We start from the raw sequence: 16,064 nt of genomic DNA on the forward strand, positions 1-16,064 counted from the left end.
GCTGTCTCCGGTTATTTCGCGGCCATACGCAACGCGCCGTCGAGGCGAATCACCTCACCATTGAGCATGTCGTTCTCGATGATATGGCGCACAAGGTTGGCGTACTCGCTGGCACGGCCCAGGCGTGGCGGGAATGGCACACCGGCGGCCAGAGAGTCGCGTATCTCCTGCGTCATGCCCGCCATCATCGGCGTTTCGAACACACCGGGGGCGATGGTCATCACGCGAATGCCATGACGAGCCAGCTCGCGCGCTGCCGGTAGTGTCATGGCCACGACGCCGCCCTTGGATGCAGCATAGGCAGCCTGGCCAATCTGGCCGTCATAGGCCGCGATGGATGCGGTGTTGATGATCACGCCGCGATTGCCCTGCTCGTCCGGCTCGCCCCTGGCAATGGCTTCTGCCGCCAGACGCAGCATGTTGAAGCTGCCGATCAGGTTGAGGCCGATGACCTTGCTGAAACTATCCAGGCCATGCGGTCCCTGTCGACCGAGGATTTTTTCTCCACTGGCGACGCCGGCGCAGTTGACCAGCCCGTGCAGGCCGCCAAAACGCTCCACTGCTGTGTTCACTGCCGCTTGTGCAGCAGCCTCTTCACACACGTTGGTCACCACGCCGAGTGCGTTCGCGCCCAGTGCCTCGCTACGCTCGTTCAGCAGTGTTTGATTGATGTCCGCCAGTACTACTTTGGCACCAGCCGCGACAAGCGCTTCGGCGGCCGCAGCGCCCAGGCCGGACGCACCGCCTGTGATCAGGAAAACCTTGTCTTGAATATCCACAGCACGACCTCGAGAAGATGATGGGCATCGCGGCAGATCAGCTGCCGGATCCCGCTGGGTTCATCTTCTTCAGACCGGTAGGTACGGACAATGGTCGTTGCGGGCAATCGCGGTGACCGATTTGGCCAAGGTTGTTGGTACGTGCAATCTGGAAAAGTTCTGCCAGCGCGCTGTGGCGCTGTGTGCGTTCAGTTAACGCCAGCAAGCTAGCACCCACGGAAAGCATCTGACCGGCGCATCGGTCCGCCCTCTCTGTAGGAGCCAGCATGCTGGCGTTCCGGGTGGCCGCCGCACCTCTATCGCGACGCGGAATGACCCATTTCGTCCCCGCGCAGGATCAGGCTGCGGTACTGCCCCGGGTTGGTCCCGGACCATTTGCGGAATGCCTTGTAGAACGAGCTGACATCGGCGAAACCCAGGCGCTCGGCGATGTCGGCATAGGTGATCGAAGCGTCCGCCAACCATAGTGTCGCCATCTCCTGGCGCACCTGGTCCTTGATCGCCTGATAGGTCTGCCCGGCTTCAGCCAATCGACGACGCAAGGTCGAGGGCGAAACGCACAGCGTCTGCGCGAGCCCTTCGCTGGTTGGCCAGCACTCGGCTGGCAGCTCGCGCAACTGCGCCTTGATGCGGCTGGCGAGGCTCGTGGTGTCGCGGTATTTAACCAGGATGTTGGAAGGCGCATGGGCAAGGAAGCCGTGCAGCTCCAGCTCACTGCGGCGCACCGGTAGGTCGAGCGCTTCGGCAGCGAAAATTATCCGCGTGGTGGGCCGCGCGAAGCGCAGATTGCGCGAGAACATCACTCGGTAGTCATCGGTATAAGCCGGCTCATCGCAACGCAGCTCGACCGCCAGCAGCGGAATGCGCCGCCCCACCAGCCAACAGGCCAGGCCGTGCAGCAGCATCCAGAAGGTGAAATAGCTGAACGCCCGGAGCGGCTGCGCCTCTGGTCGCTCAGTCAGGGTGACTTCCGCCAGGCTCTCACTGCGATACAGCTCGCCAGCGAAGCCCTCGAAGGTCAGCCTGAAGAACTCCAATACCACGCGAAGCGCGCTATCGAGGGTCGGCTGGGCCATTGCCGCGCGGCATACGAACGCGAAACTGCCGGTACGCATGCGTCGCGCATCCATGCCGAAGAACTCATCGTCGAAGTGCCGCGCCAGGCGCCGCCAGAGCTTGCTGTACTCGGCCACGTCGATCCGCGCTTCGCTGTCGCCCAGGTCAATGGCATCGAGTCCCAGTTGGTGCAGCAGCTGTCCGGCGGATCGCGAAGGCGCGGTGAAACCTTGCAGCGCCTCTTCCACCAGCCTGACCGAGATAGTGCCTTTGCCGTCGCGGTTCATGCGCGCCCCATCATCACGTCATGGCTGTTGGCCGCAACGTCCCGTAGAAAGTCCCAGCAGACGCGCATCCGCGCCAGGTCCTTGTTTTCCACCGGCATCAGCATCCAGAAGGTTCGGGTGAATTCGATCTCGTCCACCAGAACCTCTTTGAGCAACGGCTCCTTGCGTGCCGAAAACGCCGGCAGGATCGCCAGCCCTGCTCCGGCGGCGACCGCTTCCTGCTGCGCAAGGATGCTGGTGCTGCGTAACGAGTGTTGACGGGGGCGGACAATCTCGTCGAGGTAGAACAGCTCTTTGCTGTACAGCAGGTCTTCGATGTAGCTGACGAAAATATGGCCGCTGAGGTCTTCGCGGCTGCGGATAGGCGGATGAGATGCCAGATAGGCTTCCGACGCATAGAGCCGCAGCACATAGTCGGTCAGTTTGGTGATCACATAGGGGCCACGCTCGGGGCGTTCCAGCGTGATGACGATGTCTGCCTCGTGTCTGGCCAGTCGTACCGAGCGCGGCACTGCCAGCAAATCCACGCCCAGGTGCGGATAATCGCGTGTCAGATTGGCCAGCTGGCTTGCCAGCATCACCGTGCCGTAACCCTCGGTGGCACCTATGCGGACCTGGCCCGAGAGTTTGTCGGCAGTCAGGCTCGGTTGTTCGATGGAGGCAATGGCGCTTTCCATCGCCTCGGCCTGGGCCAGCAATTCGCGACCCGCTTCAGACAATCGATAACCGGCCTTGGCACGAATGAAAAGCTGCCGGTCAAGGCTTTTCTCCAGTGCCTGCACCCGTCGCGCGACCGTGGTGTGATCTACAGCCAAGCGCCGCGCGGCGACTGTCAGTTTGCCCGCACGCGAAAGCTCGAGAAAAAAACGCAGGTTGTCCCAATCCACTGCTGGCTCCAGATCCATCGAATTGATGCGTGCCATCCGCGGCTCGCTGTGCAAAAACACAGAATACATCTGCATTTCGCAGCATGGGTTTACTATTTTTACGCTGCTAGGCTCGTCTATCGAACCCGTTTCGCCTCAGGCGACCGCATCATTGCAAACCCAAGGAACCGACATGAGCCAGAAGATACAGCTCGAAATGCGCGATCATACGGCGCTGCTGACCATCGCCAATCCACCAGCCAATACCTGGGATCGGGAGTCGCTGGCTGCGTTGGAGCAGATGATCGGCCAGCTCAACGACAATCCTGACGTGTACGCATTGGTCATCACCGGCCAGGGTGAAAAATTCTTCTCGGCCGGAGCCGACCTCAAGCAGTTTGCCGATGGCGACAAGAACGGTGCGCGCGAGGTAGCCGAACTCTTCGGGCGAGCCTTCGATGCGCTGACGCGCTTTCGCGGTGTGTCCATCGCCGCTATCAACGGCTACGCCATGGGCGGCGGGCTGGAATGCGCGCTCGCGTGCGACATCCGCATCGCAGAAGAACACGCACAAATGGCGCTCCCTGAAGCCAGCGTCGGTTTGCTGCCCTGCGCCGGTGGCACGCAGAACCTGCCCTGGCTGGTCGGCGAAGGCTGGGCCAAGCGCATGATCCTTTGCGGTGAGCGCATCGACGCCCAGCGCGCGGAGAAGATCGGTCTGGTCGAGGAAGTGGTACCGCGCGGCCAGTCACTTGAAGCAGCACTGAAGCTTGCCGAAGGCGTCAGCAAGCAAAGCCCCTCCTCCATCAGCCGTTCCAAACGACTGGTAATGAACGCTCGCAACGATACCCACGTGAGCGGATGGGTAGCCGAGCGCGAGCTTTTTGCCGAACTGTTCGACACCAAGGATCAGAAAGAAGGTGTGAACGCGTTCCTCGAGAAACGCAGCGCGAAGTGGCAGAACGGCTGATCATTCCGGCCCCGCCTGTGCGGGGCCAGGGCTGCTTGGAGAGAGGCGTCAGGACGTAGTCGCGAGCCGACTTGTCCGCCCGCCACTCTCCATGTTTGCCGGTCGTGGTGTAGAGGCCGGAAACCGAGCGGTTACCTGTGAGCTAAGACTCAGGACCATCTAGCGCAGCAGCAGGGCCAGGTCAGAACCCCCCCCCGCAGGTTTTGGCACCTGTCACTTGAAATTGCGTTTGATCAGCCGCTCCACCCATCCAACGATCCCCGATCGGAACAAGAGCACGCAGAGCACGAAGATCACCCCGAGGATCACGTGTACCCATTCGCCCAACGGCCCGTTGGACAGCGAGCTCTGCAGCGTAACCACCACCGTTGCCCCTACGATCGGCCCGAGGATGGTGCCCACCCCACCCAACAGCGTCATCAGAATCACCTCGCCGGACATATGCCAGTGTGCGTCGGTCAACGACGCCAGCTGGAACACCACCGTCTTGGTCGAGCCGGCAAGGCCTGTCAGCGCAGCGGAGATCACGAACGCCAGCAGCTTGTGCGCATCCACGTTGTAGCCCAGCGAAATCGCTCGCGGCTCGTTCTCGCGAATGGCCTTGAGCACCTGGCCATACGGTGAATGGATAGTCCGCTGGATGATCGCGAAGCCAATCACGAACACGGCAAGTACGAAGTAATAGAGCGACATGTTGTTCTTCATGTCGATAAGCCCGAACAGGTGACCACGAGGTACACCCTGCATACCGTTTTCACCACCAGTGAAGGGCGCCTGAACGAACACGAAGAAGATCATCTGCGCCAGGGCCAGGGTAATCATCGCGAAATAGATGCCCTGCCTGCGAATCGCCAACAGCCCGAAGACAGCGCCCAGCACAGTGGAGGCCACTGTTCCGGCCAGTATTCCGAGCTCCGTACTCAGTCCGCTGTAAGTGCTGAGCATGTAGCCGGTTATATAGCCGCCGCAGGCGAAGAATGCCGCGTGCCCGAACGACAACAATCCCGCATAGCCCAACAGCAGATTGAAGGCGCAGGCAAACAGCGCAAAGCACAGCAGCTTCATCAGAAAGACGGGGTAGACCATCATCGGCGCCACCATCGCCACGGCCAGCAACACGCCGTAGAAGATGTACATGCGCCGCCGGGCGGCACGACGACGCTCGCGCTCGGCATTGGCTCGTACCGTGGCTGCTTGCACAGGAGACGTTTGAACGTTTTGTTGAGTCGACATGTTCATGCCTCCTTGCCGAACAGGCCTGCAGGACGCACAAGCAGGACCAGAACCATGATCAGGAAGATCACCGTGTTTGCTGCCTCGGGATAGAACACCTTGGTCAGCCCTTCGATCAGCCCCATGGCCAGGCCGGTGACGATCGCTCCCATGATCGACCCCATGCCGCCAATCACCACGACGGCGAACACGACGATCAGCAGGTTGGAGCCCATACCCGGCGTTACCGCGTAGATGGGTGCAGCAAGCACACCGGCAAAGGCGGCAAGCGCAACGCCGTAGCCATAGGTCAGCGTGATCAGCAGCGGAACGTTGATGCCGAACGCCTGCATCAGTTTCGGATTCTCCGTACCGGCCCGCAGGTACGAACCCAGCCGGGTCCGCTCGATCATGTACCAGGTGACGAAGCACACCGATAGCGCCGCAACGATGACCCAGCCACGGTATGTCGGCATGAACATGAAACCGAGGTTGTGACCACCTTTGAGCATCTCGGGCATCGGATAGGACGAACCTGAAACGCCGAACAGTTTGACGAAACTGCCCTCGACGATCAGCGCGAGGCCGAAGGTAAGCAGCAAACCATAGAGATGATCTTCACCGGCAATACGCCGCAGCAGGCCACGCTCGATGCCCATCCCCAGCAAGCCGACCAGCAGCGGAGCCAGAAGCAGCGCTGCCCAATAATTGATGCCCAGGTAATTCAACCCGAGGTAGGCGGCGAAAGCGCCAAGCATGTATTGCGCGCCATGCGCGAAGTTGATGATCCGTAGCAGCCCGAAAATGATCGCCAGGCCTAGGCTCAACAGCGCATAGAACGACCCATTGATCAGTCCGAGCAGCAGCTGTCCGAACAGAACGCTCAGGGGAACGCCGAAAACGAGAGTCATGATTCACTACCCAAAGGAATTCCGGAACGCCCGGCCATGTCGGCCGGGCTGAGGCGTGGGATCAGGTCGATCAGCCCTTCGGCGCCATCTTTTTGCATTGGCTGTCGGCCATCGGACGGAAGGCCTCGTCACCAGGGATGGTGCTCACCACCTTGTAAAGGTCCCACTCCCCTTTCGACTCGGCGGGCGTCTTGACCTGCACCAGATACATGTCATGAACCATGCGACCGTCCTCGCGGATGGTCCCGTTCTTGGCGAACATGTCATCGACTGGCGTCTTGGCCATATGCGCGCGCACGGTTTTGGTCTCGTCGCTGCCGGTTGCCTTCACCGCATTCAGGTAGTGAGTGGTAGCCGAATAGATACCGGCCTGCACCATGGTTGGCATGCTGCCGACGCGCTCCGAGTATCGCTTGGCCCAAGCTCGGGTCTCGTCATTCATGTCCCAATACCAGCCGGTAGTCAGCATCAGCCCCTGGGTCACTTCCAGGCCCATGGCGTGGATGTCGTTGAGGAAGACCACCATGCCGGCGAGACGTTGACCGGACTGTGTGACACCGAACTCACTGGCGGTCTTGAGCGAGTTGACGGTGTCCGCCCCGGCGTTCGCCAGCGCCACGACATCCGCCCCGGAACCCTGAGCCTGGAGGATGTAGGAAGAGAAATCGCTGCTCGGGAATGGATGGCGGACCGTCCCGACCACGCTGCCGCCCTCCTCTTCGACGACTTTCTTGATGTCAGCTTCCATCGCATGACCGAAGGCGTAGTCGGCGGTAAGGATGAACCAGCTTTTACCGCCATCCTTCAGCACGGCATTGGCCGTACCGTTGGCCAAGGCGAAGGTGTCGTACGTCCAGTGAATATGATTGGGAGAGCAGAACTCGTTAGTGATGCTGGAAGCAGCCGCGCCCGAGATCAGCGCCAGCTTATCGCCCTGCTCCACCACCTTGGCCGCAGCCAGCACCACGGAGCTGGCAACCAGGCCAGTCACCATGTCTACATTTCGCTCGTCGATCCACTGGCGCACGGTGTTTGCGCCGACGTCCGGTTTGTTAAGGTCATCGGCATTGAAAGTGACGATCTTCTTTCCATCAACGGTGCCGCCGAAATCTTCGATGGCCATCTTCAGCGCCTCCAGACCGCCTGGTCCGGACAGATCACGGTAAGTACCGGACATATCTGCCAGGTAGCCAATGCGGATTTCGTCGTTGCTGATTTCGGCCTGCGCCGTGCCGGCGATCATGCTTGCTACGAGTGCGGCGGCTGCGGTTTTCTTGAGATTTTTCATATTCACCCACTATTGTTTTTGTTGTTTTGCTTTGGTTGATGAACGAACCGGCGAGCACTGCGGACCGGCTGGCATGCATTGCGAGAGTGGTCAGACCCCCAGACAGCTATTCAAAAACTCCTTTTTCGAATCGAGTTCAGCGGCGCTTATTTCTTCGATGATCTGCCCGTGCTCCATCACGTAATGACGGTCGGCCAGCGGTGCGGCAAAGCGGAAGTTCTGCTCCACCAGGACGATGGTCAGGCCGCGCTTTTTTAGCTTTATCAGCACCTCGCCCAGCTTCTGCACGATTACCGGTGCGAGGCCTTCGGTGATTTCATCGAGCAGCAGCAGGTTTGCGCCAGTGCGCAGAATCCGCGCCATCGCTAGCATCTGCTGCTCCCCCCCGGACAAGCGCGTGCCCTGGCTGAAACGGCGCTCATACAGGTTGGGAAACATCTCGTAGAGCTCATCCAGGCCCATGCCACCACTGCGCACCGTCGGCGGCAGTAGCAGGTTTTCCTCGACGTTGAGGCTGGCGAACACGCCGCGCTCCTCGGGGCAATAGCCCACCCCAAGTCTTGGAATAAGGTGCGCCGGCATGCCCATGGTTTCGTTGCCGTTGACGACAATGGAGCCGGTGCGGCGGCCTACCATGTTCATGATTGCGCGCAATGTAGTACTGCGGCCGGAACCATTTCGGCCGAGTAACGTTACAAGTTCGCCCCGTCCGACTACCAGGTCGACACCATGCAGAATGTGGGACTCGCCATAGAAGGCATGCAGGTCATCGACCCTCAACTGGTCGCGATCAGCCATGGGCGTCATACGTGCGCCTCCTCTGCGTCGGCTTCGCTGCCCATATAGGCTTCTCGCACTTCCGGGTTTGCCGAGACGGATTCGTAATCACCTTCGGCCAGAACCGCGCCGCGGGCGAGAACGGTAATACGGTCGCAGAGCCGGCTGACCACGCTGAGATTGTGTTCGACCATCAGCACCGTGCGATTCACCGCTGCCCGGCGCACCAGCGCGACGACCATATCGACGTCTTCGCCGCCCATGCCCTGCGTTGGCTCATCGAGCAGCAACACCACGGGGTCCAGTGCGAGCGTGGTGGCCAGCTCCAGGGCGCGCTTGCGGCCGTAAGGCAGTTCGATGGCCAGGGTCTGGGCGAAAGTCTCGAGGTCGACGTCGGCCAGTAGCTGCATCGCCCGCTCGTCCAACTCGCGCAACGTGCGTTCGGACTTCCAGAAGTGGAAGGAATTACCGAGTTTCTGTTGCAGTGCGACTCGCACGTTTTCCAACACGCTCATATGACCGAAAACAGCCGAGATCTGGAACGAACGCACCAGACCGAGCCGGGCGATTTCGTTCGCCTTCATGGCAGTAATGGGCTTACCGCGATAGATGATTTCGCCGCGTGTTGGGGTCAGGAATTTGGTGAGGAGATTGAAGACGGTGGTCTTACCGGCGCCGTTAGGGCCGATCAGTGCATGGATGTGTCCCTTCTCGACGCGAAGATCGACTGAATCAACCGCTGTGAATCCACGGAATTCCTTCGTCAAACCACGCGTTTCCAGCACAAACTCTGGTGCCATGGGATGCCCTCTAACCCTGATTATTGTTGTTGGTTATGGCGCAGGTCGCTGGGTGACCTTTACGTAAACGATAACAATCGTTTCCAGCTGGAGGCAAGCTTCAAATTCAAACGCGCGATTGATGCCGGAGCGGCCCGTACGTGGGGCCAGGACACCCTAGACGGTAGCCTAAAAAACCGGGCCGCAGAGGGCCCGGTAAAAGGATCAACGAGGAGGTATTGCGGTGTTGCGCCCTGCGGTTACCAGAGCGCCAATGTATAGCTCACGATCAGACGAGTCTCATCGATGTCGGCGCCGAAATTGCTGCGGACAGTCGCGTTACGCACTTTCACGCCGAGGTTCTTCAGCGGGCCATCCTGAATCACGTAAGCCAGGTCTGTGTCGCGTTCCCACTCTTTGCCTTCGCCGCCAGCGTTGAGACTGACGTTATCGCCCGATACATAACGGGTCATCAGGCTCAGTCCCGGAATGCCCATCGCCGCGAAATCGTAGTCGTAGCGGACCTGCCAGGATTTCTCGTCTTCGTTGCCGAAGTCGTTGATCTGCAGCAGGTTGATCAGGGTGTTATCGCCACCGCCAACATAGGCGTAACCGGTGTCGCCGCTCATCTTCTGGTAGCCGCCAGTGAAACCGTGACCGCCGATACGGTAGGTGAACAGCGCACCGAACGCGTTGTTATCAACGTTGCTGCCGCCATCATCGGTGGAACGGACGTAGCGTAAGTCCGTCTTGAAGCTCTGGTTGTCGCCTAGCGGCATGACATGAACCAGATTGAGGTTGTGCTGCTTGTAAATGCCGTCCAGCCCGCCGTAGTAATAACTTCCAGTCAGCTCGGGCATGAATTGGTAACGACCACCCGCAAAGACGAATTCATCACTGGTGGTAGTATTGCCCAACACGATATTTCGCGCGCCGCCGTTGAAGACAGCCATCTCCTCATAGTTCGAGGAGTCCCGGTAACTTGTACGATCGAGCATACCCAGATCGAAGGTGAGCCCTTCGACTTCCTTACTCTGCAGCCAGGCGCCACGGTACACGTTAGGTAGCAAGCGGCTGTCGTTGCGCATCAATACTGGAATGATGGGCTGCAGTGTCCCGACGTGCAGCGTCGTGTTGGAGACCTTCGCCTTGGCAGTCACACCGGCAGTGCCATAGTCATCATGTGCTTTGTTTGGCGCCTCCCGATCGCGAGGCAGTAGTCCGGTGCCGGTGCGATCAGGACTGGAATCGAGTTTGACGCCGAGCAGTCCAATGGCATCGAGACCGAAACCGATCGGCCCTTCGGTATAGCCAGACTCCATCTTCAGAATGAAGCCCTGGGCCCACTCCTCCGCCTTGGACTGGGCAGCTCCGCTTTGGCGGAAATCACGACTCATATAGAAATTGCGCGCTTCGACGCTTGCTTTGCTGTCGTCGAGAAACGCGGCTGATGCCATCGAAGAGGTACCTAGGGCTGTGGCCGCCAGGCTGCTGAGAATGAAGAAACGGCTCAGGGGTTTCAGTTGCATAGTTATCTCTCTTGTTATTGTCTTGGTTGGTGCAGCTGGACCCGACCTCGCTCCTGCCGGGTCTCATTTTTACCGCTATAAGGCGGTAAATTCGTCGCTACCGATCAGCTAGCGGTAGCTCTGGGCACACGGCCCAGCAAATAAAACTCAGCGTTGGGCGGCGTGCGTGCCATCGACACCAGGCGATTGGAGAGCCCGAACAGCGCGGCAATCGCGCCGATATCCCACACGTCGCTCAGAGTGAAGCCTACTTTCTCCAGTTGCGCCTGCCACCCGTCATCCAGCACGCCACGGTGCGAGGCCAGATGCAACGCGAAGTCAATCATCAGCTGCTGACGCTCGCTAATCAGAGCAGTCCGGTAATTGACTGCTATCTGATCGGCGATCATCGGGTCCTTGGCCAGGATTCTCAGAATCGCCCCATGGGCCACCACGCAGTACAGGCAACCATGATCGGCACTCACCGCAACGACGATCATTTCTTTCTCGGCCTTGGTCAGGCTGTCCGATTCGCGCTCCATCAAAGCATCGTGATAAGCAAAAAACGCGCGAAATTCATCTGGCCTATGAGCCAACATAAGGAAAACGTTTGGCACGAAGCCGGCTTTTTCCTGCACGGCAAGGATGCGCTCACGCACATCGGTGGGCAGTTGCTCCATATTAGTGACCAGAGGGAAACGGCTTATGGCTTGGCTCATGCTGTGCTCCTCATGAAACAACTCACGCTCTACCGCCCTTAGTGATCAGCAAGCCCAAGCTCGGCCACGCTCACTTCGCGCATTTTGAATTTCTGCACTTTGCCGCTGATGGTCATGGGGAAGTCATCCACGAACTTGATGTGCTTCGGCGTCTTGAAATGAGCGATGCGACCTTTGCAGAACGCACGCAGTTCGTCTTCGCTCGCCTCATGGCCAGGGTGGAGCTTGACCCACGCGACGATCTCCTCGCCGTATGTTTTGTCCGGTACGCCAATGACCTGCACGTCCGCAACTGCAGGGTGAGTGAACAGGAACTCTTCCACCTCACGCGGGTACACGTTCTCGCCGCCGCGAATGATCATGTCCTTGTTGCGCCCGACGATCTTCAGGTAGCCCTCGTCATCCATGATCGCCAGGTCGCCAGTGTGCATCCAGCGCGCGCCGTCGATGGCGCCTGCGGTGGCTTCCGGATTGTTCCAGTAGCCGAGCATTACGCTGTAGCCACGGGTGCAGAGTTCACCGATCTGTCCACGCGGCACGATGCGGTTGTGCTCGTCCACGACCTTGCTTTCCAGGTGCGGCTGGGTGCGGCCGACGCTGGTGACACGGCGCTCGAGATCATCGTCCGGGCCGGTCTGGGTTGAGACCGGACTGGTCTCGGTCATGCCATAGGCGATCTGCATTTCGGCGAGGTGCATGTCGTCGATCACCCGCTTCATTACCTCGATCGGGCATGTGGAGCCGGCCATGATCCCGGTGCGCAGGTTGCTCAGATCCAGTGACTGGCGCTCCGGGTGGTCGAGCATGGCGATGAACATGGTTGGCACACCATACATGCCGGTTGCCTTCTCTTCTGCGGCTGCCTGCAACGCCGCCAACGGTTCGAAAGCAGCGCTTGGATAGATCATCGTAGTGCCGTGGGTCACGCAGCCCAGGTTGCCCATGACCATGCCGAAGCAGTGATACAGCGGAACGGGGATGACCAGGCGATCATGTTCGGTGAGCTTGAGGCTCTCGCCGACCATGTAGCCGTTGTTGAGGATGTTGTAGTGGCTGAGCGTGGCGCCCTTGGGAAACCCCGTGGTGCCCGAGGTGTACTGGATATTGATCGGATCGTCGAACTGCAGTTGCTCGCCGCACTGACGAAGCTGTTCCGGGCCAACACGCTCCGCCATCTCCATCAGGCCTTTCCACAACAACATGCCATCCACAGGCTGGTCGCATAGGCTGATCACTCCGCGCAGCTCCGGCAGCATGTGACTCTGCAGAGCGCCGACTGCGGAGCGCTCCAGCTCGGGCAATAGCTCATGCAGCATGGCGTGGTAGTCGGACGTCTTGAAAGCGTCGGCACAGATCAACCAGCGGCAGCCAGACTGCTTGAGCGCATATTCAAGTTCATTGACGCGATAGGCCGGGTTGATGTTCACCAGCACCACACCGATCTTGGCGGTTGCGAACTGGGTGATGCACCACTGTGCATTGTTCGGGGACCAGATGCCTACCCGCTCGCCCGGCTGAAGACCCAGCGCAAGCAAGCCTCGGGCACAGCGGTCCACCTGCTCGGCCAGTTGCGCCCAGGAATAACGCAGATTCTGATGACGCACGACCAAGGCCTCGCGGTCGGAGTACCGCTCGACCGCCCGGTCGAACGCTGCGCCAATTGTCATCGGCAACAGGGGGTTGGTCTGCGGTCCGCAGGTGTAGCTCGGAAGACTCATGTCGAATTCCTCAGTCTTATGTTTGTTATGAGGCCTTGCTATCCGGGGCTTTCCGCTGTTGACAGTCATTCCGGACGTGGTTACGTTAACGTAAAGGTAACAGCGTGACAACCCACCGCACCCAGCTACGGAAAGACCAGCAGGGTCAGGTGTCGGGATGCCACAGACAACAGGCTGAACCGCAAAGGAAATCCTGCGTTTTTCCTCCTGCAGCAGTCGAACCAGAACAACTACAAGACAAACAGGTGGCACATGAACTATTCCGGCCTCAACTTCGCTCTCGGCGAAACCGTCGACATGCTCCGCGATCAGGTGCGCGGTTTCGTAGCCGACGAAGTGGCGCCCCGCGCCGAAGCCATCGACCGTGACAACCTCTTCCCCAGCGACATGTGGCGCAAGTTCGGCGACATGGGCCTGCTCGGTATCACCATAGACGAGGAATACGGTGGCGCTGGCATGGGGTACTTGGCGCATGTCATCGCCATAGAGGAAATCAGCCGTGGCTCGGCCTCGGTGGGCCTTTCATACGGCGCGCATTCCAACCTGTGCGTGAACCAGATCAATCGCAACGGGACGCCCGAACAGAAGGCCAGATACTTGCCCAAGCTGGTTTCCGGCGAGCACGTTGGCGCCCTTGCGATGAGTGAGCCGAATGCTGGCTCTGATGTGGTTTCGATGAAGCTGCGCGCCGATCGCAAGGGCGACCGCTTCGTGCTCAACGGCAGCAAGACCTGGATCACCAACGGCCCGGATGCAAACACCTACGTGATCTATGCCAAGACCGACCTCGACAAGGGCGCCCACGGCATTACTGCGTTTATCGTCGAGCGCGACTGGGAGGGTTTCTCGCGCGGCAACAAGTTCGACAAGCTCGGCATGCGCGGCTCCAACACCTGTGAGCTGTTCTTCGATGACGTCGAAGTACCGGAAGAAAACGTGCTGGGCGTGGAAAACGGCGGCGTGAAAGTCTTGATGAGCGGCCTGGACTACGAACGCGTGGTGCTTGCAGGCGGTCCGGTCGGCATCATGCAAGCCTGCCTGGACGTGGTGGTGCCCTACATCCACGACCGCAAGCAGTTCGGCCAGAGCATCGGTGAATTTCAGTTCATCCAGGGCAAAGTGGCGGACATGTACACCCAACTCAACGCCAGCCGCGCCTATCTCTACACCGTGGCCCAAGCCTGCGACCGCGGCGAGACTACCCGCAAGGACGCCGCCGGCGTGATTCTTTACACCGCCGAAGCGGCTACGCAGATGGCCTTGCAGGCGATCCAGATTCTCGGCGGCAACGGCTACATCAACGAATTCCCCACCGGCCGCCTGCTGCGTGACGCCAAGCTTTATGAGATCGGTGCAGGCACTAGCGAGATCCGCCGGATGCTGATCGGCCGCGAGCTGTTCAACGAAACCAAATAATCCGCCGAACCGTAGGAGGCAGCTCGCTGGCGATCAAGTCTCCAAAGATCATCGCCAGCAAGCTGGCTCCTACTAAAGGCATCCAGTTCGGAGTGGGCCGCATGGCTATCCTGAATACGCAAATCAACATCCGCTCCCCAGAATTCGCCGCCAATCGTGAAGCTATGGTGGAGCAGCTGCAGAACCTGCGCGCCCTGCTCGGCCGCGTCAGCGAAGGCGGCGGAGAGAAAGCGCAGCAGCGCCATGTATCGCGTGGCAAATTGCTCGTGCGCGACCGCATCAACGCCCTCCTCGACCCCGGTTCAGCCTTTCTCGAAGTCGCGCCCTTGGCGGCTTACGAGGTGTACGGCGAAGACGTCGCCGCTGCGGGGGTGGTAGCCGGCATCGGTCGGGTCGAAGGCGTCGAATGCATGATCATCGCCAACGACGCCACAGTGAAAGGCGGCAGCTATTACCCGCTTTCGGTGAAAAAGCACCTGCGCGCGCAAACCATTGCCCAGCAGAACCGCCTGCCCTGTATTTATCTCGTGGATTCGGGCGGTGCCAACCTGCCGCGCCAGGACGAGGTCTTTCCGGACCGGGAACACTTCGGCCGCATCTTCTTCAACCAGGCCAACATGAGTGCCATGGGCATTCCGCAGCTCGCCGTGGTGATGGGTTCCTGCACGGCGGGCGGTGCTTACGTACCGGCCATGGCTGACGAAACCATCATGGTGCGCAACCAGGCAACGATCTTTCTGGCTGGCCCGCCGCTGGTCAAGGCTGCCACCGGCGAAGTGGTCACGGCGGAGGATCTCGGCGGTGCCGACGTGCATTGCAAGATTTCCGGAGTGGCCGACCACTACGCCGAGAACGACGAGCACGCGCTCGCCATCGCACGGCGCTGCGTCGCCAACCTCAACTGGAAAAAACTCGGCCAGATAGAAGCCCGTCAACCGCGGGCGCCGTTGTATGAGGCGGATGAGCTATATGGCGTGATCCCTGCGCAATCCAAGCAGCCCTATGATGTACGCGAAGTCATCGCTCGGTTGGTGGACGGCAGCGAGTTCGATGAATTCAAGGCGCTGTTCGGCAACACGCTGGTTTGCGGCTTCGCCACCCTGCATGGCTACCCCATCGCGATCCTGGCGAACAACGGCATCCTGTTCGCCGAGGCTGCTCAGAAAGGCGCGCACTTCATCGAGCTGGCCTGCCAGCGCGGCATTCCACTGCTGTTTTTGCAGAACATCACAGGCTTCATGGTCGGTCAGAAATACGAAACAGGCGGCATCGCCAAGCACGGGGCCAAGCTCGTCACCGCGGTCGCCTGCGCCCAGGTGCCGAAGTTCACTGTGGTCATCGGCGGCAGCTTTGGCGCCGGCAACTACGGCATGTGCGGGCGCGCCTACGACCCGCGCTTCCTGTGGATGTGGCCGAATGCGCGTATCGGCGTGATGGGTGGGGAGCAAGCCGCCGGTGTGCTGGTGCAGGTCAAACGCGAGCAGGCCGAGCGCGGCGGGCAAAGCTTTTCCGATGAGGACGAAGCCCAGCTCAAGCAGCCGATCCTTGAACAGTACGAGCGTCAGGGGCATCCCTACTATTCCAGCGCCAGGCTGTGGGACGACGGCGTCATTGATCCGGCGCAGACACGCGATCTGCTGGGCCTGGCAATCTCGGCCAGTCTCAACGCCCCGATCGAGCCGACCCGCTTCGGCGTGTTCCGGATGTAAGCAGCGCCGTGCCAAGCGGAGTGAGAGTAGCCAGGCGAGAGGTATCCCCTTTTCAGACAGCGCACTTCA

Annotated in this window: 14 protein-coding genes; 3 read left to right on the forward strand and 11 right to left on the reverse strand. The window is 60.0% G+C overall.

The annotated features are described in order from the left end of the window. Positions 1-11 precede the first annotated feature (11 nt). From EA797_RS15300 to EA797_RS15315, 3 genes are all read right to left on the reverse strand, one after another. Positions 12-779, reverse strand: a complete 768-nt coding sequence (locus EA797_RS15300; RefSeq protein ID WP_122166708.1) for an SDR family NAD(P)-dependent oxidoreductase — start codon at positions 777-779, stop codon at positions 12-14. 296 nt (positions 780-1,075) lie between these two features. After that, positions 1,076-2,122, reverse strand: coding sequence for an AraC family transcriptional regulator (locus EA797_RS15310; RefSeq protein ID WP_122166712.1), 1,047 nt, complete (start codon positions 2,120-2,122; stop codon positions 1,076-1,078). After that, a complete protein-coding gene (locus EA797_RS15315) occupies positions 2,119-3,009 on the reverse strand; it encodes a LysR family transcriptional regulator (protein WP_122166879.1) in 891 nt (296 codons plus the stop codon). The genes EA797_RS15310 and EA797_RS15315 overlap by 4 nt, the downstream gene beginning before the upstream one ends. Positions 3,010-3,181: 172 nt before the next feature. Here EA797_RS15315 and EA797_RS15320 point away from each other — a divergent pair, with 172 nt between their 5' ends. Then, positions 3,182-3,958 (forward strand): enoyl-CoA hydratase, encoded by a 777-nt coding sequence (locus EA797_RS15320; protein ID WP_122166714.1) that lies wholly within the window; start codon positions 3,182-3,184, stop codon positions 3,956-3,958. Between the two features lie 213 nt (positions 3,959-4,171). Here EA797_RS15320 and EA797_RS15325 read toward each other — a convergent pair whose 3' ends face one another. From EA797_RS15325 to EA797_RS15360, 8 genes are all read right to left on the reverse strand, one after another. Beyond that, the gene (locus tag EA797_RS15325) at positions 4,172-5,191 is read right to left on the reverse strand and encodes a branched-chain amino acid ABC transporter permease (RefSeq protein ID WP_122166716.1); all 1,020 of its coding nucleotides are present in this window, start codon (positions 5,189-5,191) and stop codon (positions 4,172-4,174) included. Positions 5,192-5,193: 2 nt separating this feature from the next. Then, on the reverse strand, positions 5,194-6,081 hold the full coding sequence (locus EA797_RS15330) for a branched-chain amino acid ABC transporter permease (RefSeq protein WP_122166718.1): 888 nt from the start codon (positions 6,079-6,081) through the stop codon (positions 5,194-5,196). 70 nt (positions 6,082-6,151) lie between these two features. Further along, positions 6,152-7,369: an ABC transporter substrate-binding protein gene (locus tag EA797_RS15335; RefSeq protein WP_122166720.1), complete on the reverse strand. Its 1,218-nt coding sequence runs from the start codon at positions 7,367-7,369 to the stop codon at positions 6,152-6,154. Positions 7,370-7,459: 90 nt separating this feature from the next. Next, a complete protein-coding gene (locus EA797_RS15340) occupies positions 7,460-8,176 on the reverse strand; it encodes an ABC transporter ATP-binding protein (RefSeq protein ID WP_122166722.1) in 717 nt (238 codons plus the stop codon). Next, positions 8,173-8,946 (reverse strand): ABC transporter ATP-binding protein, encoded by a 774-nt coding sequence (locus EA797_RS15345; RefSeq protein WP_122166724.1) that lies wholly within the window; start codon positions 8,944-8,946, stop codon positions 8,173-8,175. The genes EA797_RS15340 and EA797_RS15345 overlap by 4 nt, the downstream gene beginning before the upstream one ends. 239 nt (positions 8,947-9,185) lie before the next feature. Continuing rightward, positions 9,186-10,454, reverse strand: a complete 1,269-nt coding sequence (locus EA797_RS15350) for an OprD family porin (protein WP_122166726.1) — start codon at positions 10,452-10,454, stop codon at positions 9,186-9,188. A 104-nt stretch (positions 10,455-10,558) separates the two neighbouring features. Continuing rightward, the gene (locus EA797_RS15355; protein WP_122166728.1) at positions 10,559-11,152 is read right to left on the reverse strand and encodes a peroxidase-related enzyme; all 594 of its coding nucleotides are present in this window, start codon (positions 11,150-11,152) and stop codon (positions 10,559-10,561) included. Between the two features lie 38 nt (positions 11,153-11,190). Then, positions 11,191-12,870, reverse strand: coding sequence for an AMP-binding protein (locus EA797_RS15360; protein ID WP_122166730.1), 1,680 nt, complete (start codon positions 12,868-12,870; stop codon positions 11,191-11,193). 252 nt (positions 12,871-13,122) lie between these two features. On the opposite strand from EA797_RS15360, the gene EA797_RS15365 reads away from it, so the two are divergent. After that, complete coding sequence (locus EA797_RS15365) at positions 13,123-14,286, forward strand: isovaleryl-CoA dehydrogenase (protein WP_122166732.1); 1,164 nt, start codon at positions 13,123-13,125, stop codon at positions 14,284-14,286. 101 nt (positions 14,287-14,387) lie between these two features. Beyond that, positions 14,388-15,995: a carboxyl transferase domain-containing protein gene (locus tag EA797_RS15370; protein ID WP_122166734.1), complete on the forward strand. Its 1,608-nt coding sequence runs from the start codon at positions 14,388-14,390 to the stop codon at positions 15,993-15,995. Positions 15,996-16,064: the final 69 nt, after the last annotated feature.

This window comes from Stutzerimonas zhaodongensis, assembly GCF_003696365.1.
GTDB lineage: Bacteria > Pseudomonadota > Gammaproteobacteria > Pseudomonadales > Pseudomonadaceae > Stutzerimonas > Stutzerimonas zhaodongensis.